Origin of the sequence: Burkholderia sp. LFS061, from assembly GCF_047978125.1 — a bacterium.
GTDB lineage: Bacteria > Pseudomonadota > Gammaproteobacteria > Burkholderiales > Burkholderiaceae > Burkholderia > Burkholderia pyrrocinia_C.
On the sequence record NZ_JBFPFS010000026.1, the window covers coordinates 1 to 25,079 of the forward strand.

Below are 25,079 nucleotides of genomic sequence, written 5' to 3' on the forward strand. Positions count from 1 at the left end.
AGCCTGTGTTCCAGCGCGACCGCCGCAACCGATACGCCGATTCCCTGGCAGGCAGCAACCACACGCGCTTTGAACTCCTCGCTGTAGCGTTGCCGACGACGACGCTCCGGGAGTGATTCCGATTCGATAGTGTTCACGTGTCCGCTTATTCGTTAGGTGGACACGATACTCCCAAGCGTCTCGGTCAAACTCAAGATGGGTTCGCTAGCCGCTTACGGTTCGCGAACTTGTCGCCGAGTACGGCATCACTGAAGACCAGATTTTCGGTCGCAAGCGCGCAAAGAAGGCTGAGAGCTCAGCAGCGGCTGCGGAGCCGAAATACCAGAATCCGAAGACTGGCGAAACGTGGTCTGGGCGCGGTCGTGCTCCGCTCTGGATTCGCGACGCAAAGAATCGCGACCGTTTCCTCATCGCAAAGTAAGGTGTTAAGTTCGGCAAGACCGCACGCATCAAAATTTGTGCGTGCGGCTTGGAGGACTCGTCTATACGTCAGGCCTGGCGTTCATACTCCCAGAGCGCAGGTTGGGAACGGTACGCACCTGACCGGTCCGGAGCGAACACTTCCGGCATGCGCTCGCCTTGGTGCACCATCACGCCGGGCACGTTGTGTCCCTGCGCTTTCCAAATTCCCGTCTCCGGGCACGTCTGGCCTGTACGCACCGTCGTTGCGGCGCCAACTTGAAACGTCGGCGTCGTTTCCTTTGATGCGTCGAAGCTGCGGGCGAAATTAGCGAGGTCCTTCGGGTACAACAGGTGGTCGCGGAAAGAGCTGTCGTCTAGCTGCAGCAGAAATGCGACAGCTGCTGCTTCTACAGCCCAGTAGCCGACATAGGTACCCTTGGCATTCTTCTGGGCTTCGAGGTGGCCGTCGTGCCACGGAGCGGCTGCCATGCCTCGATACCACGCATCGAGGTATTCTGTCAGGTCGTCGACTGACTCCGATTTCGTTTCGCGATATAGACTGAAAACGAGGGGCCGGTACGGTACGTCGTGATACCAGCTATCTACGTTTATTCGGCCTTCGAGTTCGTACGCCAGCAGGTCCTCATACAAGGTGTCTTTCCCCCGATACGAGGGGTCGAACATCTCGACAATCCGCGGAAGCAAGTCGCGTCGATGCAGCAGATAGCAAAAGCCAATTAGCTGCATTACCGTCTCATACTCGCCAATTTCCTCAAAAACCAGTGGCGGCTCGCTGGCGTCTTGCCGGTTCAGGCGTTGGGCTTTCGTGTACCGTTCATATGCGTCGACTACTGGTTCGAGCTCACTACGCATTCGCTCGATATCCGCGCCACCTGTGTACATGAGCAGGAAGCGTCGATAGATATCGGAAACGAGGTAGCGCTGCGTCAGCGCCTTCCGCTCGTTCTCGGTGCTGCCGGTTGGAGCAGTATTTTCGGACCAATACGTGATGCCTTCATCCAAGAGGCTCAAGCGCCACGTGAAGTAGTCTTCGCCAAGGAAACGCTGTCGTCGCTTCGAATCGAAGTCTTCGCTCATATCAATAATCTCGTTGCCCTGCACTATTTTATCCTGCTCGCTTTGAGCTTGACCGCTTCCTCAACCTCTCCGTCCTTGTAGTGATGGGTGAAGGGGAGGTCGTGGTCTGCATGTTCGTGTTCAGCGCCCGTGGTTAGCGCTTCGACGTGCTGCACCGCGGACGGAAGATAAAACGGAACATACAAGAGATGTCGCGAGTATCCTGACCTCAGGATGGTGTCTACCAGACGCTGGTCCGAAACTGCCCCGGGAAGCCTTGCTTCAATCCATTCGTGACTCATTTGAACCCTGGCGATTTTTGCGCTGCTAGGTCCGGCTGGAGCATTCTTGTCCGTTGGAATTGTTTCCGTTGTCGGCGTCGGAGAATCAGATTGTTGCTTTCTCGGAGGACTACTCTCATTTGAGGCGCCGCCTGGCGTTGGTTTTCCGCCACCCGGCGAGGGCTTGCCGCCACCAGTCGCCGGCTTGCCTCCACCTCCTGGCTTACCACTTCCCTTGGTAGGTAACGCCGGCCCGTTATCTTCAGGTGGCTCGAGAAGGTCCTGAGCAGGAGGGCGCACTTTCTCCTTAATCGTTCCGAGCTTGCTCGCGATGCTGGGCTTGGCGTCTGGGTTTTTCAGCTTTCGTGTCGTTGTCGATGCCTTGATTTCGACGATAGCGAAGTCCTTCGTTTGATTGCTGAAGGGTGCAGCACGCCAGACGCCATCGATACCGTGCCCACGCGCTTTGAAGTCGAACAGCTTGTTCAGCTTGCCCTTGTCGTTGAGCTTCCCCATGACCCGAAGGCCGGGTTGCTCACTCCATTTGCCACTCAGCCCCTTGTCGTGGTCTTTCCATCCGTTGCCCCACTTGAGCTTCTCATAACAGTAATAGTCGCCGATGTGTTCGCCCAGAATGCCGGTGACGCTTGTTGTGATGTCGGTTACAGCGAGCTTGGCATTCACTACTCCCCGTGAGGGTGTCTCGACCGGGCGGTCATGACCGGCTTTCGCCTCTTCGCCCTTCGCGCCAGGCTTCTCGGTGGTCCGATGCTCATCCAGCGTGCTGACCGCCGACGAATTCGGCTGCTTCTTGCGCCAGTGGAGCAGCTTGCGTTGGACGAATTGCGCGAGCCAGTACGGCAGGTTCGTTTCGACGAAGGTCAGCGCCTGCATAAACGTGGCCTGCATCGCGGACGGCATCTCACGATACAGCCATGATTTCTGGATGTGCTCGCGAGCCTCAGTCAGGTACTTCTTGACGCCGGTGGCGTCGAACAGCTTGTCAATCAGCGCATCCGGACTGGTCTGGATGTGCGCTTGCTGGAGCACCAGACGCAGAATGTCGAACAGCAGCGGGCCATAGATTTCAGACTTGTGATTGACGAGTCGGAACGTACGCTTGACACCGGCGCCGACGACAGGGACCCAGCCCACGACGGCAAACACCAGGTCGATGCCGGCCTCGATTTTCGTCATCTCGTCCACGCTCTCGCGAGCATTCCATACAGTCCAGACGCTCTCCGTGGTGTCGTACACGTTCTGCGCGACGTAGAACAGTGGGACAGCGTTGGTGGCCATCGACCAGCCAATCTCTTTGACGGCTTCTTCAATTGCTTGTTGGTCGCTTTCGTTCATTTCACATCCGGCCGGCCAGAAAATTTGTTGAACAGGCTGTAGAGGTTTTCCTCCGTAATGCCCCCGTGCCCGGCTGCATGCAGTTCTTTGAGAACATCAGGCTGCGCGAGCTCCGTGGGCGCAGGGACTGGCTGGGGCGTGAATGGGCGGGCGTCCTCCCCGAAGAAGACTTTTGCGGTGCCGTCTGGTACGTCGCGCAGGACCGCGTGGCCGTTTCCATCGAGATTGCCAGCCAGAGTCGTCCCGTTCTCAAACACGACTTTGTAGGGAGCTTGAGGCAAAGCCTTGAGGTTGTCGTCCGTGAGATTCAGTTCGAGCTTGTTGTGCAGGTCGCCCTTGGGCAGGGCCGGCAAATCGTAGGGTGCGCTTGTGGGGCCGGCGAACGCATGCTGCGCTCCCTTGATGTCTATCTTGCCCGGAGCGTGAATCTCGATATTGCCGCCCTGAATGCGGATATACGCGCCACCTGAGGTCAGCAGGATGCCCTGACTCGCGGCCACTTCGACCTTCTCGGTCGCCGATAGCACCTTTACCGTTTTTTGCGCGGTCACTTCGATGTTGTCCGACTGCGCCTGGATTTCCACCTTGCCCTTCGCAGTGAAGAGCTTCATCCCGGCGTTCTGGGCGAACAGGCTGATGCGTTCGGCGACACTCGCAAGCAGCGATTTTCCGGCCGCGATGTGGGTGCTCTGGCCGCTGACCACGTTCACGTGTTCGTCCGCACCCAAGTGCACCGACTGCTGCGTCGACAGTGCAATGCCCGCCGGGGTTGCGGCCAGAAGAATAGGTTTTTTGAACGCGTTGGCTGCGCCCGTGCCGCCTCCCGCCGTGCGGCCGCCGCTCCCCTGGTCTTGCCCCTGAACGTTGTCGGTCGTGGCGTCCGTGAAAGCCTTGAGCGCGTCGTGGCCAGCTTTCAGGCTTTCGGCCTGGTGAAGGGCGCTGACATCGGACAGCGACTCGACCAAGTTGTGAGCGCTGGTGAGTTGCTGCTGGGCCTGTCGGACCTCCAACTGCTGGTGCGCCGCACCCGAACCAGGATGGGTCGTGAGGAAAAGCCCCCGATTGGCGCGAATCGCGCCGTACGCATCGGTGCGAAGGTCGAAGCCGCTGCCGAGATAGCTGCCGCGGACATTGCCGTCCTGGGCAATCAGGTATCCCAGGTGAAGCATGGAACTGCCTTGCGACGAGAACAGTTGCAGCCGGTTCTGCCCGGTCGCATCGTCCATCACGAGGTGGTTGTAACCGTTGCCGCCGTATTCCTTCGAGCTGAAGCCTGACAGGATGCCGTTCGAATGCCAGCGCGGCTGCGTTGCACCGTTGTAGACGCGGCCTGTTGCAATGGGACGGTCGCAATCACCACCAAGCCATTCGATGGCCACTTCTTCGCCAACGCGCGGCACGTGCACGCTGCCGTAGCCGCCGCCAGTATCGGAATAGGAAACGCGCACCCAGCATGTCGCTCCGATGCCCTCACGTCGGTCCCAGTGCATGCGCACCAGGATACGGTTCAGCGAATCGGTGTAGACCTCCTCGTTGCCAGGGCCGACGACCATCGCCGTCTGAAGATGCATGACGGGTTTACGGTGTTCGAACGGGCTGCGAAACGGCACCTTCTGGCGCTGGGCTTCGACCTCAACGAGGAAGAAGCCCTCGCTGCCTGAAGCATCATTGACCGCGAACGCAGTTGCCGACTCCTCGTGAGCATCACGAACCTCGGCAAGACGGGCATCGAGGCCATGCGGATAGGGGCGCGTTTCCCCAACCGGCAGATTGTTGCGGATGTACCAGTTAGTTTCGACAACGACGAACTTGCGGTCCTCGGCACTATCGCGGTCGTGTTCCGGGTGGTCCAACAAACTGAACCAGCCACCGACGTCGATACTCGGTACGCTACCTACACCGTGGAATCGCTTCGCGCGCGACTCCCATTCCTCGAGCTTGAGCTTGGTCAACCGGTCGCCGCGGTCATCATCGAGGTACGTGTATGGCCCCGTGTACTCGTAGACCTCGGCCTGCTGCGGAAGCTCGCCCTGGTTCGTGACGGTAGGAAACGATTTTTCCTTGCGTGCCTCGGGATTCTTATAGTCGAACGTACTCGTCGAATACGACGTGCTCTGTAAGGTCCGCGTGCCCGACCAGTACATGAACGCGTCGGGCTGGCGCGTGACGCCGGCACGATAGAACCGGACCTGTTCCGGCTCAAGCGGCTTGAGTGAATACAGGTCGTCTGTGACGACGAGGGTGTGAGATTTACCGTCGCCGGCATGCTCGAAGTAATAGAACCAGCCTTCTGACTCCATCAGCCGGTGCACGAAGTTCCAATCGTCTTCGTACTGCACGCAGAACGAGCGTGCAGGTGACGGTTTGCTCACCTCGATTCGGTACGCCCCAACCGCCTGAGGATGGCCTTGGAACACCGTTTCCAGAATGGCTTCGACGGTCTGGTCCTGGAATATTCGCGCGTCCTTGCGGAACTTCAGGAAGTGAAGCCACGACGAGAAAATTAGCTGCAGGCTGATGAGCCGCCCGTCGGCACCCAGTCGGCGTGCCGTGTGAACATACCCGTGTCGCGGACGATACGTCTTGTCGGACTGCTGAATCCAAAGTGTGACGGGCTGCGCAATAAGGGACTTCAGCTCGATTGAATCCTGCGTCGAAATAATATCGACGGCAATCTCGAAATTGCCACCCAGGCGCGCAGTAGCCACCACGATATGTGGCAGCAGCACATTCGGCCCGACCGGGGTATCCAATTTCACAATCCGGTCGGACTGGAGTAACCCCGAATTTATCAACGCGATAAGGTCCTGCGCTCCCATTTGATTTTCCTTGTCCTAGCCTCTCTCACGGCCGAGCAAAATCATATAGGGAAGACCCTATGCAGGCAATATGACAGACGCAACTGTGTGCCCCGAAAGGTATGGAGTGAGAACTCTCCCGTTTTCTCGCGCTTTCTCAGCAGGAGTGAGAAAATTTTGGGGAATCTGGCCCCAAATCTGCTGTACTTTTTGCGGAAAGTGCAGTACTGCGAAACCCCTGTTATACAGGGCGTAGCGAGCAGTACGTGTCCGCGCATACAGCCTGGTTTTTTATACAGGTTGCGTCCGCCTTCGATTGCGGACGCGATGATTTGGCGATTAGCAGTTGCCGCCATGTTGCTGAGTCCGGCGGAGCGCTTGTGCAACCCAGACAGAATGGAACACAAGGTATGAATGGAGCAAGGCGTAACGCTGCGAGCTTTGCCTGGGCAATATGCGGTGACGCCACGCCTAGAGGAAGGCAGTTCGCTCAGTTACATCACGGCCAGGCGCTTCTCTGCTCCGCGGGAAATTACTGAGGCAGCCCCGCGAGGCGGTGGAGAAAGTTGGTGCGGACAAGGCTCCGTCTGTCCAACATTGGCGGCTTGTCGAGAGGCTGCTGCGCAGCTTGCGTCTCACAACTGGTAGTTGGTCTGCGCGCTCTAAGGGGCTAAAGAATAGACGTAGTACTGCCGTTGACCTGATTGCATAGGTAGGATTTTTCCTAACGAGAATCGAATGGCGGTAGCCGATATGTATAACTCTACTTTGGACATGGGAGCCTGATGGAACCATACGAGAACATTGTGATTGGTAACTTTCTTTATAGCTTCGGGCTTGCCATCGGTCAGGTTAGTACAGCCGATGTGCGGCCAATGTGCATCAATTTGCTTCAGCAGACGCCGATTGACCGAGCGCTTGGCGACCTCATGTTCGCAAATGCTGGTGTCACGCGGCTATTGGAGTTCAAACGTAGCAAGAATGACTCCGAAAAGGAGGCGACCAAGCGCGTAATATTGTCGAGAACATTGGTCGACGATGCCTACATGCAGGCAATTTCACGAGAGATTCACTGGTACATCGAGACATCGGAGGAAGCGGCGAGCTTAGTATCGCGTGTCGTTCCTTACCTTGACTTTGCAGACAAGAGGGTCGTTGGTACAACCATCGAGAAGTTCACGAACGCTACCGCTCTAGATGCTGTTTCCAAGGAGATTGATGCAGAAACGCGGGCCGCCTATGAGGAATACATCAATTTGGTTGCCGTCTCCCACGGTGGTCTGCAAGGAGCATCGGGTGGTCTCATCGTCAACTACACCAAAGAACATGGCATCCGCTATGTGCCTGTTGCCGATATTCGGGACCTACTGCTGAACCATAGGCTGGTCCGAGAGGTGTACTTCGAGCGGATGCAGGCAAAAGACATAGAACAGCGTCGTGAGAATGCCGTGAGGGCAAAGGTGCGAGGTATTTCGTTAACGAGGGAAATGGAACGTGATGGACCAAGCTTCTCCCGCTGAACGCAAGAGAATTTTCTACGATACTCTTGGGACCCTACTAGAGCACGCCATCCGCGACCAGAAGTTGACGGCTGAAGCCATCGATGAAATGAACCGCGTATCGAGAGCGCTTGAAAAGCAGGGGCATGAGTTAGGCGAGAATGTCGTTAAGACCGTCAAGGCGGACCTTGCGAGCACGTTGGAAACCGTGCGCGCGGAGTTCGTCAAGAAAGTGACGGACGCGAACATGAAAGCAGCTGAAGCGGCAGATGCGTTTCAACGTGCGAGGAAGAGTGCGACATTCTTTGTATTTCTGCCCGCAATTCTTGCCACGTTGGTTGCAATGGGGATTTGGTATGGAATTACTGCATACGAGGTTCGTCAGCTCGAAAAGGAAAGGGCCAGCCTGCAGCAAACCGTTGATACCCTCAACAGCCACGGTGGCCGGCTCGACGTCGGAACATGCCAACTGAAAACCGGAAAAACCATCGTTTGTATACGGGTTGAGAATGATGTGTATGGGAAGGGATACCACATTCCAGTCTGGGTCAAATGATGCGCATCTGGCGTGCTTCGAAGGTACATCAGTGCGATGCCTTCCTGCTGCGTCTCCGTCGGGTTTTTTGATAAATCCCGACGGGAGACCCTAAATCTTGTCGTTGATGCTCGAAGCCCCATTGCATCCTTATAGATGCAATGGGGCAAGCGGAATATCAGCTTCCGAAAGGTTTCTCGTTCCGTTCTACGTGGGCCTTCAGGCGACTGTTGACGATTTTGAACAACTCCTCGAACCGCTTCAGGCTCTGTTCCGTTAGAACCTTGTCTGGCTCCGTTGCTATCTTCGTAAGGAATAAACGCGTCGGCCGCGTTTTGTGGAAACCTATGCCGAGCTCCTCGAGGGCCTGCTCTATGCGCCTTGCGATTCGCGGCACATGGTTGTTTAGCGTTAGCGCCTTGCCCTTTAGCTCGGTGCTATAGCTCTCACGCACAAGGCCTTCGTAGACTGACGGGTCCAACAAATCCTCGATATCGGCCTCGTTGGGGGAAGGGGAAATTGCCTCCGCAACAAAGACGACATTCTTGTCACGAATAAGCTTCGCACGCAGCAGTTCATCTTTCGTTGCCTTGGCGTCTTTCTCGCTGTCGAGCAGGACGAGTACGTTAAGTGCCTCCGATGTCAACAGGGTGACCATGTAGGAGACCTTTTGTGCACCGCCCGCGGGCGTCAGGGTGAGGTCAGCGCTGAGCGCGGTACGGCCCTTGTCCGCCAAGTAGGCGCTGACCGCGCTGAGTATCCAGAAGTCGGTAACGCCTTCTACGACAAGATTGTTAGGACCTACGAAGAGGCTTTGAGCAAGGTTGTAGCCTAATGCGGCCTGAAGCGGGAATAGCGTCCTCGCGTCGCCACTGGGGTCGTTGGTAACAGTGGTTCCAGCCTGTTCGGAGATGTTGACGGTGCGGACCGAATCAAGCGCCTGCGTTGGCACCATAAACGGCGAGTGAGTCGTGTAAAGAATTTGGTTGGTAAAGTCAACTTCAAAATGGTGTAGCAAGTCTGACTGCGATTTTGCATGCAGATATAGACCAGGTTCATCCAGAAGAAGTACGGCATTCTCAGCATGACCTCCGTCAGTGTCTGCCGAGAACGTCACATAGAACGCGAAAAACCACTGGAAGCCGCGGCTTCGCTCGTTGAGATTGACCTCGACGTCGTAGGTGGACGTTGGGTCTGAAATCATTGTCTCTAGGAAGCGTGCATCGAGATTGAATCGAATTTTGAGCGGTCTATCCTTCCAAAGCCGCCGAACCTCAGAGGTAACGACAGCGCTCGCTCGATTAACCAGTTGGTTTCGAGTTTCGTGGTCGTTCTGCTCCAAGAGTTGGTGCAGTGATGCAGGATTCAGCCCAGCGACCTTGCATAGCTTCTCGAAGTTCCGGTCAGCTTCGGTGAGCTGGGAATTCGACTTCCTTTGCAAGTAGCTTGCAATGTCCTGATGGCCGGCCAGTTCCGGATATTCATCCACAAAGATGAACTTGGGAAGAGCTTCGAGAACCCATTTTTCAGCTGCCGCCAGTTTGGCATTGTCGTCCCTGATTGATTCAGCTAATGTCTCCAGTTCGGCGAGCAACTCCTCCTGCTTGTCCGTTAGGTCAGAATCTTCGCTGGCGAGAGCCGTTCTCAGAGCCTTCGTTGCCTGTATAGCAGAGGCGGACCATGCTTCATGCTCGTCGGTCGGGCTCATGGTTGCCTCGAACGCGTCTGCTGCCTCTTCGAGTGCAGTAGGGCTTTCTCGCTTCGCGGCCAGCGCACGGACACCAGCGGCAACCTTTTTGTACTTAGTTCGAATATCGCCTTCGTCGAAGACGATATCACCCAGTTCAGGGAAGCTTACCGCTCTTTGTGTTCCGTTGTAGGTGCGTGCGATAACCACGGACCTTACATCGGCTGCTCTGGGAATCATCCTTTGCAGCGCAGTTCTATCTTTCTCTTCCAGTAGCCAGGTCGTGGACAGCACTTCCGTGCTCTCGGTGCACTCTTCGAGTCTCCGATGCCGAGGAAAGTCCTTTATCGGGCTCAGTGTCTTGAACCCATCAACAGGGTTCAGACTATGGAGAGCCCGCAGCAGGTTGGATTTGCCGCTTTCATTTCGTCCAAGGAGCGCGGTGATGCGGGAAACAGAGATGTCCCCGCTGTCGTTGATGGAACGATAGTTTCGTACCCGAAAGGAATCGAGTTTCATGCGTGGTCTCCGCTGCGCAGTTCCCATATATTACCTGAGCGGGTTCACCGAAAAAGGACGTGCTTCGACACGCAACACATAGAATGATATCGGGCGGCTACGCGAAATCATCACGGAGGAACTCGCGCTGACCGATGAATCGCATGGAGGCAAGAACAATTGGAATTCTGTCTTTGTTGCGGGACTTTTGGACACTGATGTATCACTTTGGCTGTTTGAACGACTGAGTGCGCCGGGGCGGTCGCAAGATGGCCCACTCGCTGAGATGTGAATTCCCCAACAAGTGCCTTACCTGTATGGGTACGTATGGAGTTGAGTTGGTAGTTTCGGGCTCGGCCTCACACTAAGCAAACGGGTGCGCGGCGCATCGAAATTCGCCTAGCTATTGGTATTGCTATACGGCCGTCGTCGCACCAGATTTCCGCATGAAGGTCCCGTGATTGCGCTTCGTCATCGTCACGGAGTCCTCGGCCTTGCTATTGCTTCGGGGGTTACGATTTGTATGTTCGACGTCTTCGGACCGATGGTCGCTGCGAACGGCTTGCCGAAGCGATTGGCCCCAGCATGGACCAACCGAGGACGGTGGTAATGGTGAAAATGCCGATGCAGGCCGGCGCGCCTGAGCCCCGTCGAATTCGACTGCACAGAAAAGAAAAATTGATGCAGTTTATGTGATTTATGAGGAGAATCCACCCACCCTAAAAGCCGTTCAGACTGCTCGACTTATCGCTTCCCTATCGACGGTGAGCCTGTCTGCAGGTAAGTGATTGCTCGCAAACATGAACTGACAGTATCACCCAACGACAGCGACAGTTTTGAAAGCGTCAAATCGCGGAGTCAGATTCTCTTCGAGTTTGCCTAGTCCACAGGCCTGCCACTGTCTTACTCTCCGTCAAGTCATGTCAGCGCTAACCGGCAATTGTGCTCCGCTCGCCTGCATTGATGATTTATCTTTCTGCCGTACAAGCACGAGTTGAAATGTTGATTCCAGAGTGCGCGGTCAAAGGGCATATAGACGCTGGTGCTGAGAGGGGCTTCGTCGAGAATCCTGCTCTGGTTAAAAGGATAGTGGACGATTGCTTGAGCTCTTCACTTATTTGGGGTGTGGGTTACAGAGTCAAAAATGGATGAGAATAGTGCTGCGAGATAAACTAATTTTAGATTGAGTGATTTTTTTGAGTATTGGTAAATTTATGGGGTGGTTTGTTTAATAAATGTTCATGAAATCGCTGCACGGGGCAGGCTATGTACGCTACTGAAAAAAAGGATGTCCATGGTGGAGTAACCTATACCAAATGCAGAGCAGTTATGGTCGACGGGGGAAATCCAATTGCCCTAAATGACAGGCGGCGGACCGTGAGCGATGGTCGTATGGAACGACTCCCAATCCTCATATTCCGAGATACACGACTACCTCTTTTGGAACCAAACAGATATCTCCTGTCTTTGAGAGTGCGAGTCTCGGCTGCGACGCTGGTGACGGTTGCATGGCAACTTTGTCACATATTTTGGTGGGTTCGCGCGTGCATGCCAGATTTCGAGGAAATTTTGCAGAGTGGTCAAATCCCGAATCTTTCTAGAGTTCGAAATAGCTTGTTGCCATGGCTGAAAGTTCGCTCTTTTTCGGCGAGTGGAAGCCCAAAAACACTCTACGTATCAAATGACACATTTAACTCCAGATTGGCGACGTTGGAAGACTATATGGTGCAGGCGCTGGAGGGTTACGTTGTCGGGGGAGGCGGAAACTCATCCGAGGTGACTCGCTGCAGGGCACAAGTAGATTCCCTTCAGCGATTTTTAGACTCACAGCGACTTGGCTCGCAGGACCCGGAAGAAAGGTTTGCCCTTAGCGAGGAGGAGCAACTGCGGTTGTTCGAAATCAGTTCCCCATCATCTCCGGTAAATCCTTGGCGTGGATACATCTGCAAACGCCGAAACGAGACAATGGTTCACTTGCTATTCAAAAGCGGAATACGCCGGGGAGAGTTGGGAAATCTGCGTGTCGACGACGTTGTTTTAGTCAAGCATGAGCCCTTCATCCGTGTTATGCGGAGGCCCGATGATGCCGATGACCCACGGCTGCGACAACCTGTTGTCAAGTCGCTCGCCAGGGCTATCCCGATAGATGTTTGCCTATGGCAGTCGATTGAAGATTACATCCGAGAAATCAGACCACTTACTCCGCAGGCTCTGACGCATCCATATTTGTTTGTTAACAGCCGAAATGGGGCGCCCTTAAGTATATACAGCATCAACGAGGTGTTTGCTGGTCTGAGCGAACCAATGGGAATACGAATCCATCCGCATATAGGGCGACACACATTTACGACTGGATTGGAGGCCATGCTGATTGAAGAAGGACACTCCGAAGGTGAGACAGTTGCAATGCTGATGAGCGCCAATGGTTGGAAAAGTAAGATGACCGTGAATACCTATAACAAACGTAACACCGAAGAATCGAGAATTAAAAACACTCGAAAGCATCAATCGAATATTTTTAAGATATGAAGAACTGGCCTATCCAGCGGGAATTAAATCTCAGAACCACGTTAGAAATTGAGCCAGTGGTCGGCCCGTTGCTCGACAGGGCGGGAAGATACGTCCTGATAGACGGAGATGTTTGGAGATTCGATGATGACCATCGTTATGTGTTCCTTGACTGGTCTTCGCTTCCAATCGGCGACGGGCCGTTGCGGAGGTCGATACAACATTACGTGGCTCATCACGCACGCAGCGACTCACCTTCAAACTTGGCCAACATCCTTATAGATTTTTCGTATTGCATCCGCAAGGTACCTGAGCAGTTGTGGGAAAGCGCATTTGGAACGAGTGCGGCCGAATTCAGGACATTAGTGGAGAAGTGGCTTATCAACACAATTGATGCGTTGCGCAGTGAGAAAAGATTGTGGCGATTTTGGCGTATTCGCTCATGGTACTCATACTGCACAGACAATTGGCAGGATGAAGGTTTTAGTGCCGAATTTTGTCTGACACTCTATAAAGTACCGATTCCGCAAAACCCTACTGGACTCAACGTCCACAGTCTCGACCCAGATGTCGGTCCGTTGAGTTTACAGGAAATTCACGCGCTGAATGTTGCATTGGAAGCGGATACTTCTCAGGAACACCGCAGCGTCCAAGAACGAGCGGCCTTGCGGCTCTGCATGGCTTTTGGAAGAAATCCGAGAAGCTATTGTTTGTTGCTCGAGGGTCATTTTTACAATGTACTCGGGAACGTGTCGGAAGGAGACGAGGGCTGGCTAGTTGACATGCCTCGTATAAAAAAAACTGGAACCAGACATGGACGCCATAAGACGGCGAAACTCTATTGTCAGCGCGAGGTAATGGAGTCTGTATTAGCCTTGATTAGGTCGAACGATGAATTGGGTCTACGGAAAGGTGTGGCCCGACCTCTATTTGTGAATCTGAAAGCTATCCCGCATGCTGATATGGATTTTACGCTCACAGAGTTGTCAATGGACTCGAGTGAGTATGGCGGATTGCTTCACACTTTTGTTTCGCGTCTACAGGTTCCGTCGAGAGTTGAAAATAAATTGCTTCATCTGACGCCTCGTAGGCTCCGATACACGCTTGGTACTTCCTGTGCCCGTATGGGCATGTCTCGGTCTGAGTTGGCATATATGTTAGACCATTCAAATACGAAAACAGTTGAGGTTTATTATTCGTATAGCTCTGACATGTTGGAGGCTATTGATAACGCTCTTGCAGGGGAAGGGAAGGAGTTGCTTGGCTTCTTTAATCGACCTGTTCGGAAGCGAAAATGGGAAAAAGAAAAGAATAGTTCTCGAGTCATTGTTTTGCCGCCGGGGGGTGACGAGATGCCTGGTAGGAACTCGGGCGATGACGAGTCCGGGGCGTGTAACAGAAAGACTGCTTCGTGTGAACTTGATATTCCGCTTGCGTGTTATGGGTGCCCAAAACACGAGCCGTTTTTCGAAGGTCCACACCATCGAGCACTTGCTGAAGTTGATGCTCGTATCATTCTGGTCGAGGGATTCAAAAATGCTGTGGAAAATTTGATGGTTTTGAAACGAAGAATTCTTCATGTTATAGAGCAGTGCGCCCATAAGGATTATAAAAAATGAAGAAAGGGCAGATGTCAAAGAAGTGCCGTCGATTGAAAGACAATGCTCTACGTTTCCTCGCAAATGTGTCGAACGACCCAAATGTAAATTTCGTGGAAATAATAAAGAGGGCAAAGGCTGTAAATCCGCTTGTATGTGATTGGGATGCGCCTAACTGGGACGTCGGTGCGAACTTTGATACTCAAGGACATTATCATGCCTTCTCTGTTGACAATAACGAGGAGATTGGTCGTAGGAAAGTCGTCTCGCTCAACTTCAGCGACATAGTCTCCGGGAATGACTTTTCTATCAGCGGTGCATTTTCTTTCATGGAGCTCGGCAAGGCCTATATTGTGCTGTTGCAGTTCGTCAATGGAACGGGGCGTCAAATGATGAGGCGGAACTTTGATGTTTTGAGAATTTTGGGGCCGGCGTTGAAAGACGTGGGATACGAGGTCGAGCTGATAACGAGGAAGCACTTCGAAACCGCGGAGAGGTTGCTGAATGATTATGCTCATAGTACTGCGTATGTTCGTGCAATAGCCATCGAGGGATTTTCAAAGTTCCTTGACGAAAATGGACTGACGAAGACGAGATTGAACTTCCGGACACGTATTTCGGCGGAAGGAATGGACACAGTAGACGAACTTGCGAATCCGGATGCAAGCAGTCAGTCGGTGAAATCCGCGAGATTTGCTTCGAAAGATGTTGTGCGGGCAATCGGCGAACTCTATCAGAATATTCCGCGTGAAAATAAGCGCGATAGATTCCTTATTTGTCTTTGTTCTCTTGCGGTTATTTTTGGGTTGCGAAGTCGCGAAGTTTTGACGCTTCCAATTAACGCTCTCCGGAAAGACTCTGAAGGGACTTTGTTTCTGTGTTATTTCCGCTTAAAGAGGCGAGGTCCGGAGGGAAATTGCCCAGTTATAAGTGAGGTAGGGGTGGGTGGGAAGGAGTTGGTGTACATGGGCCTTAACAGGAAGGTGGTGCCAACAATTTGGATTGAGCTCGTTCAAGACATATTCGAAGAGCTCGCTGAACTTACCTCTGAGGCGAGAGATATTGCAAAGAAGATTGAGGATAATGGATTTCAACCGCATCTGCCAGTGCCTTTGCCCGAGAGTTTGACATATAAAGAGGTCGAGCTATATTTTGAGCTGGGGAAGTCGGGGCGCGATTTCTGCAAAGCACGCCAGGTCGAGCCGATTGGAATGAGGGGCCACGCGCATCTCGTCCGGGGACGTGACCTCTATGTGGCGCTTGCGAGGGAGGTGCTGAAGACTCCGGTTTTGCGTCAGCAAAGCGGCTCACCGGTTTACCTATCGGAAATAGTCGGAATAACGTTTCCGAATGAGTTGAGGAGAGGAAGTAATACGAAGCTCCGTTATGCAGTCATTCCATTGGAGCCTTTCGTGCTTGCGGATTTTCTCTGCAGCCGAAAATACACTCGCTCTGGGTTTGATGACTATGGGATTGCTGGTGATGATGGTATACCTATTGAAACGGAGATGCATGGCTTGCGCCGTTTCATCAATGACTTGCTCGAGAAAGGAGGGTTATCTGAACTCGCTCAAGCCGAATGGTTTGGGCGCAAGCAGAGTCAGAATGCTAATTATCAGAGCAAAACGGCTTACGAACGCGCAAATGAAATCAGGCCTCTGATAATGACTCCGCGCTTCAAGGGAAAACTTCCTGAGGCGCTCGGGAAGGCTCCCAAAAAAATGGCCGAGGCTTATCTCGAGGCTCGTGTTCGAACGATTCACCTTACTCCATTTGGAATGTGTACGCGAGATTTCTCGCAGGCGTCTTGCTCGTTGCACTATGACTGCGACTCTGGTTGCGAGGACTTGCTGCTTGATTCGCAGCTTGAGAAGAGGGAGTTTCTTACTTTTGCCATAGAAATTACGGTGATTCAAATAGAGGTGCTGACGAAGAATGTGAAGAAGAGCTTGTATAACGCATCATCCGCACTTGAGCACCAAATTAAAAAATTACAAACATACCGCGATGCTTTGACACACTTGGAAAAGAGGGGCTGCGATGAACGAACGTGCGAAAAAAAATGGGAGGCGAATCAGGCCGAATCGGAAGATGACCGAAGTGGACATCCGCGCCGCGATTGACATTCTAGAAGAATGGGAAGTTAAGAGGCCAAGAACACCTTTAAACTGGTCGAACATTGAAAAGTTGACGAATTTTAGTCGGCCAGCACTTGCGGCAAAAGTTTCGATTCGGGAAGCTTTTGACGCTGCGAAAACCCGACAGAGAGGTTGTGTAAATCGATTTCGAGACCGTCTGGACTCGGTGCAAGATGAGTTTGCAAGGTTGAAGGTTGAGAATGAGCGGTTGCAGGCAGCCGAGGATGAGTGGCAAACAATGTGGCAACGTGTAATCCACAATGCGGATGAACTTGGAATCGACCCCCAAATATTGTTTGCACCTATCTCGTCGGCAGGCCGTCGGCATACCGGGGAGACGCTGGCAACGCTGCGCGGTGCGCGGGCATCCTACCGGACGGCAACTGCAGCGACTCGGCCAGCAGTGGAGCGCGGAAAGCGAAAGATTCGCGAGCGTGACGAAAACTCTGATACGGACGAAAAGACGTGAAAAAACATGGTGCTATGCAAATCTTTCGGATATTTCTCCCGGCTGAGAAGTACTAAGCGGCGCGCCGGCGGACGGCCGGTTCGTGTGAAACGCAAAACCGCGCGTGTCTCCTCAGGAGGCCGCGCGGTTTTGTTTTGCGCGCGCGGTTTTCTTGCGTGCGGAAGGCGATGCGGGCGCGGGCGGGGTGGTGATATTCGGTGTGTCCTTCGCGCGTTTGGCGCGGCGACGGACAACGGAGATTTCGGTGGCTTCGGCGGATTTCGTGGCCGACGGACGGCGGCGAACCGGTGCGGGCGCGACGGCGTCGCGTCCGTTCGTGACGGGTTTGCTGCTGGCTGCCGACGTTTTTCTTTTCGACGACGGGGACGCGGCCTGTTGGTCTTTTTTTGCCGGTGTGCCGCGCGACGAGGTCTTTTTTACGACCGCATCGCCGCCGGTCTTCGCGTTCTTCGCGATCGGCACGGCTTTTGCCGCCTTTGGAGCATTGGCGGCTTGTCGGGTCTTCGCGGTTTTCGCAGACTTGATGGCTTTCTCGGCTTTCTCGGCTTTCTCGGCTTTCTCGGCTTTCTCGGCTTTTCCGGCTTTTGCGGTCTTCGCGGCAGGCTGCTCCGTTTCAGCCGTCTTCGTCGCGCTATCGACGTTCTCCGCTTTTGCCTTCACCTTCTTCCGTCCGCGCGCACCCGCCTTCAACCCGGCAACCTCACCACTCCCGTCGACCGCCACACCAACCGGCAGCACCGATTCCAGCGTCCGCAACCCGGCCGCCAGCTCGCGCTTCTGCGTGGGCGTGAGTCGCTTCACCCAGTATTCGGCGCGCGACGCGCTCGACCGGTCGGGCAGCGGAAACGACGCGAGCACCGCGCGCGGCTTGCGCGAGCGCGTGTAGCGCGCGCCCTTGCCGGCGGCATGCTCGTCGAAGCGCGCGGCGACGTCGGTCGTGATGCCCGTGTAGACGCTGTCGTCAGCGCATTCGATCAGATACAGAAACCAGGACATGGCAGGGCGGCGGGATGCGAAGCCGCCAGTGTCTCAGAAAAGGCGTGCGTCAACGCCACCGATCGCCGTGTCCGTCGCGGAAGCGGCTCGGCGCCGCGCCGAGTTCGCGCGTGAAGAAACGCGTGAACGCGCTGGTGGACCGGAAGCCGACGCGCACGCCGATCTCGCCGATCGGCAATTGCGTATTCAGCAGCAGGTCGCGCGCCTCGCCGAGCCGCGCGTGAGCGACGAGCGTGCGGAAGTCGACCGCTTCGCAATGCAGCCGCCGGCGCAGCGTCCAGCGCGACATCGCAAAGCGCGTGCACACATGCCGCGTCGTCGCGATCCGCCGTCGCCGGCGCAGGCGGTATCGCTTGCGGGCGACCCGCACGTCATGCGCCAGGCAGACCCGGTGCACTTCCCGTCTCGCGCTACTCGGTGCCGCGCCGGAACGGATCGTGTTCGCGCAGTTCGTCGACGTACGCGTGAATCTGCTCGGTCTCGCGTTCGAGAAAGCGCGCGACCGCATCCGAGAACGCCGGGTGCGCGAGCCAGTGCGCGGAGTGCGTGACGGTCGGCAGGAAACCGCGCGCGAGCTTGTGCTCGCCTTGCGCGCCGCCTTCGAACGTATCGAGCCCGGCCTCGATGCAGAATTCGAGCAGCTGATAGTAGGCCGTTTCGAAATGCAGGCAGGGCACGTGCTCGATCGCACCCCAGTAGCGGCCGTACAGCGTGCCGCCGCCGTGCTCGCCGCGCCGATAGATGGCGAGCGCGCTCGCGATCGGCTGGCCGTCGGCTTCCGCGATCACGAGCAGCAGGTTCTCGGGCATCGTCGCGCCGATCGTGCGGAAGAAGTCGAGGTTCAGGTACGGGCTCGAATAGTGTTCGCGGTAGGTCTGCCGGTAGCAGCGCGAGAAGAAGCGCCAGTCGGCGTCGGTGATCCGGTCGCCGGTGAGCCGCCGGAACGTCACGCCCGCATCGTGCACCTTGCGCCGTTCCGCGCGGATGTTCTTGCGCTTCTTCTGCTCGAGCGTGGCGAGGAAATCGTCGAAGTGGCGGTAGCCGTCGTTGATCCAGTGAAACTGCACGCCTTCGCGCAGCATCATCCCCATCGATTCGAGGAGCCGCGCTTCGTCGCCCGTCGGGAACAGTACGTGCAGCGACGACACGTCGCTCTGCTCGGCGAATGCGAGCAGCGTGGCCGCGAGTCGGCGGCGCGCGTCGTCGTCGGCCGCGAGCAGGCGCGTGCCCTGCACCGGCGTGAACGGCACCGCGCACAGCAGCTTCGGGTAGTAGGGCAGGTCGTTGCGCTGGTACGCGTCGGCCCACGCCCAGTCGAACACGTATTCGCCGTACGAATGCTGCTTCGCGTAGACGGGCGCGGCGGCAACGAGGCGGCCGGTGCCCGCATCGGTCAGCGTGACGAAGTGCGGCGACCAGCCGGTGTCGTCGACCGCGCAGCGCGCGACGTGCAGCGCGTCGAGGAATTCGTGGCGCAGGAACGGCGTCGGCTGCGCGTCGCGCGCGAGCAGCGCGTTCCATTCTTCGGCCGGCACCTCCGCGGGGGACGACAGGATGCCCGTGCGATAATCGATGCGTTCGTGTTTCAAGCGTGAATCCGTACCGTTGGATGTTGCCGGATGCGTGCCGCCGTGGCCCGCGTCCGGGACGATTTCGTCAGCCGTTCAGGGCGCGCCGCCGGGCTGCGCCGATCCCGTCATGAAGACCCGACTCGCTCTCGCCCAGATCAACGTCACCGTCGGCGATTTCGCCGGCAACGTCGCGCGCATCGTCGCAGCCGCGCGCGCTGCGCACAACGATGGTGCGCACCTGATGGTCGCGCCCGAACTCGCGCTGTCCGGCTATCCGCCGGAAGACCTGCTGCTGCGGCCCGCGTTCTACGCGGCGGCCGCCGCCGCGCTCGACTCGCTCGCCGACGCGCTGAAGGCGTTCGACGGGCTCGCGGTGCTGGTCGGCCATCCGTTGCGCGGCGTGGGCGGCGATCCGCCGGGCGGGGCTCCGCTCGCGTCAGCCGTCGATGGTAATGCAAACCGCCCGATCGAGCGCGGCGTGCCACCCACCGACACCTTCAACGCGGTGTCGCTGATCGTCGGCGGCGAGATCGTCGGCACCTACCGCAAGCAGGATCTGCCCAACGCCGAGGTGTTCGACGAGAAGCGCTATTTCGCGACGGACGCCGAGCCGCTCGTGTTCGAGCTGAACGGCGTGAAATACGGCGTGATCATCTGCGAGGACGCGTGGCACGCGTCGGCCGCGCAGATCGCGAAGGCGGCCGGCGCGCAGGTGCTGCTGATCCCGAACGGCTCGCCGTACCACATGAACAAGGAAGCGGTGCGCATCGACATCCTGCGCGCGCGGATTCGCGAGACCGGGCTGCCGATGGTGTACGTGAACCTCGTCGGCGGCCAGGACGAGCTCGTGTTCGACGGCGGCTCGTTCGTGCTCGACGCGCAGGGCGCGCTCGTCGCGAAGATGCCGCAGTTCGACGAAGGGCACGCGATCGTCGAATTCGACGGCGCGCGACCGCTGCCCGGCGCGATCACGCCCGAGCTATCGACGGATGCGCAGGTGTACCGCGCGCTCGTGACCGGCGTGCGCGACTACATCGGCAAGAACGGATTTCCCGGCGTGCTCGTCGGGCTGTCGGGCGGCGTCGATTCGGCGCTGGTGCTGGCCGTCGCATGCGATGCGCTCGGGCCCGAACGCGTGCGCGCGGTGATGATGCCGTCGCGCTTCACGGCCGACATCTCGACCACCGATGCGGCGGAGATGGCGCGGCGCGTCTGCGTGCGCTACGACGAGATCGCGATCGCGCCGATGTTCGACGCATTCCGCGCGTCGCTCGCGGGCGAGTTCGCGGGCCTCGCTGAAGACGCGACCGAGGAGAACATCCAGGCGCGCATCCGCGGCACGCTGCTGATGGCGCTGTCGAACAAGTTCGGCTCGATCGTGCTGACGACCGGCAACAAGAGCGAGATGGCGGTCGGTTACTGCACGCTGTACGGCGACATGGCCGGTGGTTTCGCGGTGATCAAGGACATAGCGAAGACGCTCGTGTACCGGCTCTGCCGCTATCGCAACGAGACGGCCGACTACGTGCTGCGCAACGTGATCCCCGAGCGAATCCTGACGCGCGCGCCGTCGGCCGAGCTGCGCGAGAACCAGACCGACCAGGACAGCCTGCCGCCGTACGACGTACTCGACGCGATCATGCGGATGTACATGGAAGAAGACCGGCCGCTCGCCGAGATCGTCGCGGCCGGCTATGCGCAGGCCGACGTCGAACGCGTGACGCGGCTCATCAAGATCAACGAATACAAGCGCCGCCAGGCGCCGATCGGCATCCGCGTCACGCATCGCGCATTCGGGCGCGACTGGCGCTATCCGATCACGTCACGCTTTACCGAGCGTCTCGACTGACCCGTGCGCGGCTTGCCGCACGGCTTACTGCACGGCTTACAATCGGGATCGCGATTTTTCATCCAAACGAGCATTGAGGGACAACCATCATGAAACGCATCACAGCCATCATCAAGCCGTTCAAGCTGGACGAAGTCCGCGAAGCGCTCGCCGAAGTGGGTCTCACGGGCCTGACCGTGACGGAAGTGAAGGGCTTCGGTCGCCAGAAGGGGCATACCGAGCTGTATCGCGGCGCCGAATATGTGGTCGACTTCCTGCCGAAGATGAAGATCGAGGTGGTCGTCGCGGAAGCGCAGGTCGACCAGGTGATCGACGCGGTGATCGGTGCGGCGCGCACCGGCAAGATCGGCGACGGCAAGATCTTCGTGTCGGATGTCGAACGCGTGATCCGCATCCGCACCGGCGAAGAGAACGAAGCGGCCGTCTGAGCACCGTATTCGTCAGTGGGCCGTGCGAAACCGGCCCGCCAATAAAAAACGGTGCGATACCCGGTTGGGTACCGCACCGATACGCGCCTCTCGCAGCAGCGTGGAAAGTGTTGTCGAATCGTTCTTTGGACGGCGCCTGATCAGAACAGGTGCTGGATGCCGGCGTAGACGCCGGTCTGGCTGCCGCCCGGATGCGGGTTGCCGGTCGACACGGCCGTGCCCGCGCCGTTCGCGTTCAGGCTGAAGTTGGCCGTCGAGCTGTTGCGCACCGTCGCGACCTGCACGTCGAACAGCGTGCGCTTCGAGATGTTGTACGTGCCGCCGACCGTGTAGATGTTCGCGTTGCCGCCGCCGTGGTTCGCGTTCACGTGATACACGGCCGCGATCAGCGCCGCCGCCGGCGTGGCCTGCCACGTCACGCCGCCCCAGACCTGCTGGGTGCCGGTGATGCCGTTGTTGACTGCCGGGCCGCCGCTGCCGTCCGCGTGCGACGACTGGTAGGCGGCCTGCAGCTTGAACTGGCCGAGGAACACGTTCGCGCCCGCGAAGTATTCACGCGAGTAGTTGAACACGTCCGAGAAGCGGCCGTTGCTGTCGCGCGTTTCGTCGTAGATGCCGCGCAACTGGAACAGCGAGTTCGTGTAAGTGATCTGCGCGCCGGCTGCACGGCCCGGCTGGCCGGCCGTCGTGTTGCCGTTGAAGCTGGTGGAGTTCGAGAACGCGAACTGGCCGTAGAAGTCGAAGCCGTAGAACTGCGGCGACTGGTACGACACGTTGTTGCTGGTCTTGTTCCAGTTGCGGCCGCGCACGAGCGATGCCGACGACCAGCTCGACTGGCCCAGCGGATCGAAGTCCCACACGCCGTTCGCGATCGCGAGTTCGCGACCGAACAGCAGCGTACCGTAGCGGTCGTTCGAGATGCCGACCGTCGCGAAACGATCCCAGATCGAGCCGGACGTGCCGAGACCGCCGTTCATCGTGTTGAACGCGCCTTCGAGGTGGAACAGGACCTTGTTGCCGCCGCCGATGTCCTCGCTACCCTTCAAGCCCCACAGGCTCGTGCCCCAGTCGCCGCTTTCAGCGCGTACTCGGTGGCCGTCTTGCAGGCCGTTCATGTACTCGATGCCTGCATCCAGGCGGCCATACAGCGTGACGCTGCTCTGCGCGTGCGCCGTCACCACCCCAGCAGCCATCAGCGCGGCCGCGACCAAAGCTTTCTTCATCATCTCCTCCATACCCTGTCAAAAAGTCAACCCAGACTGCACGAGATGCCCGGAGCGCGAGCGCCGGGCAAAAGCGGGATAACCAGGGAGACCTCGTGCAGGGCCGGTAAGCGCGGCACGCGGGCAAGCAGACGGAAAACCGTTGAGCGGTCCCGCGCAGCCGGGTCGGCCTGCGGGGTCTCCTTGTTGTGTCGTGAAGCTAAACTACATTTCACGAACTTCGTTTTGCTACTTTGGTTACTAATTTAGCAAAAATACAATTTTGTGGCGATGGAAATCGTTGTTTGACTAACACCTGTCGCCAATTTGCCATGCAACACAGTGCGCAACAGGTGGCATAGGGGTTCGCAATTACCGGAAAACCCTTGTCGCACAAGGGAGACATGAATTCCGCGTACATGGGTCAAGGATTGCCACTATTGACGTTGCAGGGGCGCGGGCGTAAACGCGAAAGACGCGAAATTGGTAAGTATTTCGTAATGAATCGGCGGCCGCCGGATGCCGCTGTCCGTGCCTGCAACGCCCGCCGCATAAGGCGTGCGGCTGCGGCGTATCGAGTTCAGCCCGGGCCCGGCCGTGCGTCGAGCAGCTGCGCGCGAATCCAGCGGTGCGCATCGGTGCGCGCATGCTTCGCGTGCGAATAGACCTTCAGCGTGTAGCGAGGGATTTCGAACGGCGCGGGGAAGATGCGGATCGGCGCCGCGTGCCGCAGCGCCTGCGCGGCGCGGTTCGGCACGGTCATCAGGAGTGCGGATTCCGCGATCACGAACGGCGCGGCGAGCACGGTCGGCAACTGCACGGCGACCTGCCGCGCGAGGCCGAGCCGGTCGAGCACGTAGTCGACGACGCCGCGCGCTTCGTTCCACGGCGTGACGACCACGTGGCGGGCCGCCAGGTACTGGTCGAGCGTCAGCCGCCGGTGGATGTCCGGATGCGCGGCGCTTGCGATCACGACGTAGTCGTCGGAGAACCAGTCGAAATCCTCGATACCCGGCGCGTCGGCCGTCGATTCCTCGTTGTAGCCGAGCGCGAAATCGATGCGGCCGGCCGCCAGTTCGTCGACGGAAATCTTTCGGTCTGAATGCACAACGCGGATCCGCAGCCGCGGCGCGACATGCTGGATGCGCGCGAGGAACGCCGGCAGCACCGCGAATGCCGTGTAGTCGGTCGCGGCGAACACGAACGTGCGATCGCTTTGCGCGGGATCGAAGCGGCGCGCGCGGGCGAGCCCCTTCGACATCGCGTCGAGCGCGTCGCCGGCCCACGTGGCGATGTCGTCGGCGCGCACGGTCGGCTGCATCTCGTTGCCGAGGCGCACGAACAGCGCGTCGCCGATCGCGTCGCGCAGCCGCGCGAGCGCGTGGCTCAGCGCGGACGGGCTCATCGCGAGCTCGTGCGCGGCCGCGGCGACCGACCGGTGGCGGTACAGCGCGTCGAACGCGAGCAGCAGGTTCAGGTCGAGACGGCGCAGGTCGGGATGCATCATGTTCAGGTCAAGATGAAGAAACTGCACTTCCTGCAGGCATGGCATGAACGTAGCATGACGGTCTGATCGGCGCCAGCGCGGTTGCGCGGCGCCGTTTTCCGTTTCAAGTCCGGGCCGGAGGAGGGCTCAACCCGTGCAAATCGACATCCGTACCGCTACCGTCGCCGACGTGCCGCTGATCCTGCGTTTCATTACCGAACTGGCCGTCTACGAGAAGGCGGAACACGAAGTGATCGCGACGCCAGCGTCGCTCGAGCGCAGCCTGTTCGGCGAAGGTTCACCGGCGCGCGCGCTGGTGTGCGAGGTCGACGGCGAGCCGGCCGGCTTCGCCGTGTATTTCTTCTCGTATTCGACCTGGCTTGCCCGGCAGGGGCTGTATCTCGAGGATCTGTACGTGTCGCCGCGCTTTCGCGGCGCGGGCGCCGGGTTGCGGCTGCTGAAGGCGCTCGCGCGGATCGCGGTCGAATCGGGCTGCGGGCGATTCGAATGGAGCGTGCTCGACTGGAACGAGCCGGCGATCCGTTTCTACGAGAGCGTCGGCGCCGCGCCGCAGAGCGAATGGGTGCGTTACCGGCTCGCGGGCGACGAACTGCGCGCGTTCGCCGACGGCGCGCCGGTGAGCGCCACGTAAACGCAAAACGGGCGCCCCGCGGGGCGCCCGTTCGCATGTCGTGCGTTGC

At 57.7% G+C, this 25,079-nt stretch carries 17 protein-coding genes and 2 pseudogenes; 10 read left to right on the plus strand and 9 right to left on the minus strand.

Annotated elements, in window-relative coordinates:
• Positions 1–217 precede the first annotated feature (217 nt).
• Positions 218–421, plus strand: a pseudogene (locus ACNQQL_RS21895) (H-NS family nucleoid-associated regulatory protein); the annotation flags it as partial.
• 68 nt (positions 422–489) lie between these two features.
• Here ACNQQL_RS21895 and ACNQQL_RS21900 read toward each other — a convergent pair.
• The 3 genes from ACNQQL_RS21900 to ACNQQL_RS21910 are packed head-to-tail and all read right to left on the minus strand — an operon-like array spanning position 490 to position 5,935.
• Complete coding sequence (locus ACNQQL_RS21900; protein ID WP_347065636.1) at positions 490–1,524, minus strand: PoNe immunity protein domain-containing protein; 1,035 nt, start codon at positions 1,522–1,524, stop codon at positions 490–492.
• Complete coding sequence (locus tag ACNQQL_RS21905; protein WP_347065638.1) at positions 1,524–3,116, minus strand: hypothetical protein; 1,593 nt, start codon at positions 3,114–3,116, stop codon at positions 1,524–1,526. Before ACNQQL_RS21905 ends, ACNQQL_RS21900 begins: the two co-directional genes overlap by 1 nt.
• Positions 3,113–5,935, minus strand: coding sequence for a type VI secretion system tip protein VgrG (locus ACNQQL_RS21910; protein WP_347065641.1), 2,823 nt, complete (start codon positions 5,933–5,935; stop codon positions 3,113–3,115). The genes ACNQQL_RS21905 and ACNQQL_RS21910 overlap by 4 nt, the downstream gene beginning before the upstream one ends.
• 764 nt (positions 5,936–6,699) lie before the next feature.
• Between ACNQQL_RS21910 and ACNQQL_RS21915 the strand changes: the two genes are divergently transcribed.
• Together ACNQQL_RS21915 and ACNQQL_RS21920 are read left to right on the plus strand one after the other, a co-directional pair.
• Entirely contained in the window at positions 6,700–7,434 is a 735-nt protein-coding gene (locus ACNQQL_RS21915) for a hypothetical protein (protein ID WP_347065643.1), read from the plus strand.
• The gene (locus tag ACNQQL_RS21920) at positions 7,412–7,969 is read left to right on the plus strand and encodes a hypothetical protein (RefSeq protein ID WP_347065645.1); all 558 of its coding nucleotides are present in this window, start codon (positions 7,412–7,414) and stop codon (positions 7,967–7,969) included. The genes ACNQQL_RS21915 and ACNQQL_RS21920 overlap by 23 nt, the downstream gene beginning before the upstream one ends.
• Before the next feature lie 157 nt (positions 7,970–8,126).
• On the opposite strand, the gene ACNQQL_RS21925 is transcribed toward ACNQQL_RS21920, so the two are convergent.
• Entirely contained in the window at positions 8,127–10,154 is a 2,028-nt protein-coding gene (locus tag ACNQQL_RS21925; RefSeq protein ID WP_347065647.1) for an AAA family ATPase, read from the minus strand.
• Positions 10,155–11,681: 1,527 nt separating this feature from the next.
• On the opposite strand from ACNQQL_RS21925, the gene ACNQQL_RS21930 reads away from it, so the two are divergent.
• Genes ACNQQL_RS21930 through ACNQQL_RS21945 form a run of 4 tightly spaced genes read left to right on the plus strand, consistent with a single transcriptional unit; the run spans position 11,682 to position 16,846 of the window.
• Positions 11,682–12,662: a site-specific integrase gene (locus ACNQQL_RS21930; protein ID WP_347065649.1), complete on the plus strand. Its 981-nt coding sequence runs from the start codon at positions 11,682–11,684 to the stop codon at positions 12,660–12,662.
• On the plus strand, positions 12,659–14,260 hold the full coding sequence (locus tag ACNQQL_RS21935; RefSeq protein WP_347065651.1) for a hypothetical protein: 1,602 nt from the start codon (positions 12,659–12,661) through the stop codon (positions 14,258–14,260). The genes ACNQQL_RS21930 and ACNQQL_RS21935 overlap by 4 nt, the downstream gene beginning before the upstream one ends.
• Positions 14,257–16,362, plus strand: a complete 2,106-nt coding sequence (locus ACNQQL_RS21940) for a hypothetical protein (protein WP_347065653.1) — start codon at positions 14,257–14,259, stop codon at positions 16,360–16,362. The genes ACNQQL_RS21935 and ACNQQL_RS21940 overlap by 4 nt, the downstream gene beginning before the upstream one ends.
• Positions 16,331–16,846: a hypothetical protein gene (locus ACNQQL_RS21945; RefSeq protein WP_124597700.1), complete on the plus strand. Its 516-nt coding sequence runs from the start codon at positions 16,331–16,333 to the stop codon at positions 16,844–16,846. The genes ACNQQL_RS21940 and ACNQQL_RS21945 overlap by 32 nt, the downstream gene beginning before the upstream one ends.
• 111 nt (positions 16,847–16,957) lie before the next feature.
• On the opposite strand, the gene ACNQQL_RS21950 is transcribed toward ACNQQL_RS21945, so the two are convergent.
• The 3 genes and pseudogenes from ACNQQL_RS21950 to ACNQQL_RS21960 all read right to left on the minus strand — a co-directional run bounded on the left by ACNQQL_RS21950 (position 16,958) and on the right by ACNQQL_RS21960 (position 19,431).
• Complete coding sequence (locus tag ACNQQL_RS21950; RefSeq protein WP_347065655.1) at positions 16,958–17,842, minus strand: GIY-YIG nuclease family protein; 885 nt, start codon at positions 17,840–17,842, stop codon at positions 16,958–16,960.
• A gap of 49 nt (positions 17,843–17,891) precedes the next feature.
• Positions 17,892–18,155, minus strand: a pseudogene (locus ACNQQL_RS21955) (helix-turn-helix transcriptional regulator); the annotation flags it as partial.
• A 97-nt stretch (positions 18,156–18,252) separates the two neighbouring features.
• Complete coding sequence (locus ACNQQL_RS21960) at positions 18,253–19,431, minus strand: GNAT family N-acetyltransferase (RefSeq protein WP_347065656.1); 1,179 nt, start codon at positions 19,429–19,431, stop codon at positions 18,253–18,255.
• Between the two features lie 109 nt (positions 19,432–19,540).
• Here ACNQQL_RS21960 and ACNQQL_RS21965 point away from each other — a divergent pair, with 109 nt between their 5' ends.
• The gene (locus tag ACNQQL_RS21965; RefSeq protein WP_347065657.1) at positions 19,541–21,262 is read left to right on the plus strand and encodes an NAD+ synthase; all 1,722 of its coding nucleotides are present in this window, start codon (positions 19,541–19,543) and stop codon (positions 21,260–21,262) included.
• Positions 21,263–21,351: 89 nt separating this feature from the next.
• Positions 21,352–21,690, plus strand: a complete 339-nt coding sequence (locus ACNQQL_RS21970) for a P-II family nitrogen regulator (protein WP_006398637.1) — start codon at positions 21,352–21,354, stop codon at positions 21,688–21,690.
• 140 nt (positions 21,691–21,830) lie between these two features.
• Here the strand turns inward: ACNQQL_RS21970 and ACNQQL_RS21975 are convergent, their stop codons facing one another.
• Positions 21,831–22,916 carry a porin gene (locus ACNQQL_RS21975; RefSeq protein ID WP_072440952.1) on the minus strand — a complete coding sequence of 362 codons (1,086 nt, stop codon included), beginning with the start codon at positions 22,914–22,916 and terminating at the stop codon, positions 21,831–21,833.
• Between the two features lie 556 nt (positions 22,917–23,472).
• On the minus strand, positions 23,473–24,399 hold the full coding sequence (locus ACNQQL_RS21980) for a LysR family transcriptional regulator (RefSeq protein ID WP_347065731.1): 927 nt from the start codon (positions 24,397–24,399) through the stop codon (positions 23,473–23,475).
• A 133-nt stretch (positions 24,400–24,532) separates the two neighbouring features.
• On the opposite strand from ACNQQL_RS21980, the gene ACNQQL_RS21985 reads away from it, so the two are divergent.
• Positions 24,533–25,030, plus strand: coding sequence for a GNAT family N-acetyltransferase (locus ACNQQL_RS21985; RefSeq protein WP_347065659.1), 498 nt, complete (start codon positions 24,533–24,535; stop codon positions 25,028–25,030).
• Positions 25,031–25,079 lie beyond the last annotated feature (49 nt).

Bases quoted from the DNA above. Each gene is read 5' to 3' on its own strand.
- ACNQQL_RS21915 (WP_347065643.1), top strand. From the start codon at position 6,700: ATGGAACCATACGAGAACATTGTGATTGGTAACTTTCTTTATAGCTTC.
- ACNQQL_RS21905 (WP_347065638.1), bottom strand. From the start codon at position 3,116: ATGAACGAAAGCGACCAACAAGCAATTGAAGAAGCCGTCAAAGAGATT.
- ACNQQL_RS21975 (WP_072440952.1), bottom strand. From the start codon at position 22,916: ATGATGAAGAAAGCTTTGGTCGCGGCCGCGCTGATGGCTGCTGGGGTG.
- ACNQQL_RS21940 (WP_347065653.1), top strand. From the start codon at position 14,257: ATGAAGAAAGGGCAGATGTCAAAGAAGTGCCGTCGATTGAAAGACAAT.
- ACNQQL_RS21935 (WP_347065651.1), top strand. From the start codon at position 12,659: ATGAAGAACTGGCCTATCCAGCGGGAATTAAATCTCAGAACCACGTTA.
- ACNQQL_RS21965 (WP_347065657.1), top strand. From the start codon at position 19,541: ATGAAGACCCGACTCGCTCTCGCCCAGATCAACGTCACCGTCGGCGAT.
- ACNQQL_RS21970 (WP_006398637.1), top strand. From the start codon at position 21,352: ATGAAACGCATCACAGCCATCATCAAGCCGTTCAAGCTGGACGAAGTC.
- ACNQQL_RS21925 (WP_347065647.1), bottom strand. From the start codon at position 10,154: ATGAAACTCGATTCCTTTCGGGTACGAAACTATCGTTCCATCAACGAC.
- ACNQQL_RS21920 (WP_347065645.1), top strand. From the start codon at position 7,412: ATGGACCAAGCTTCTCCCGCTGAACGCAAGAGAATTTTCTACGATACT.
- ACNQQL_RS21980 (WP_347065731.1), bottom strand. From the start codon at position 24,399: ATGATGCATCCCGACCTGCGCCGTCTCGACCTGAACCTGCTGCTCGCG.
- ACNQQL_RS21945 (WP_124597700.1), top strand. From the start codon at position 16,331: ATGACCGAAGTGGACATCCGCGCCGCGATTGACATTCTAGAAGAATGG.
- ACNQQL_RS21930 (WP_347065649.1), top strand. From the start codon at position 11,682: ATGCCAGATTTCGAGGAAATTTTGCAGAGTGGTCAAATCCCGAATCTT.
- ACNQQL_RS21910 (WP_347065641.1), bottom strand. From the start codon at position 5,935: ATGGGAGCGCAGGACCTTATCGCGTTGATAAATTCGGGGTTACTCCAG.
- ACNQQL_RS21950 (WP_347065655.1), bottom strand. From the start codon at position 17,842: ATGTCCTGGTTTCTGTATCTGATCGAATGCGCTGACGACAGCGTCTAC.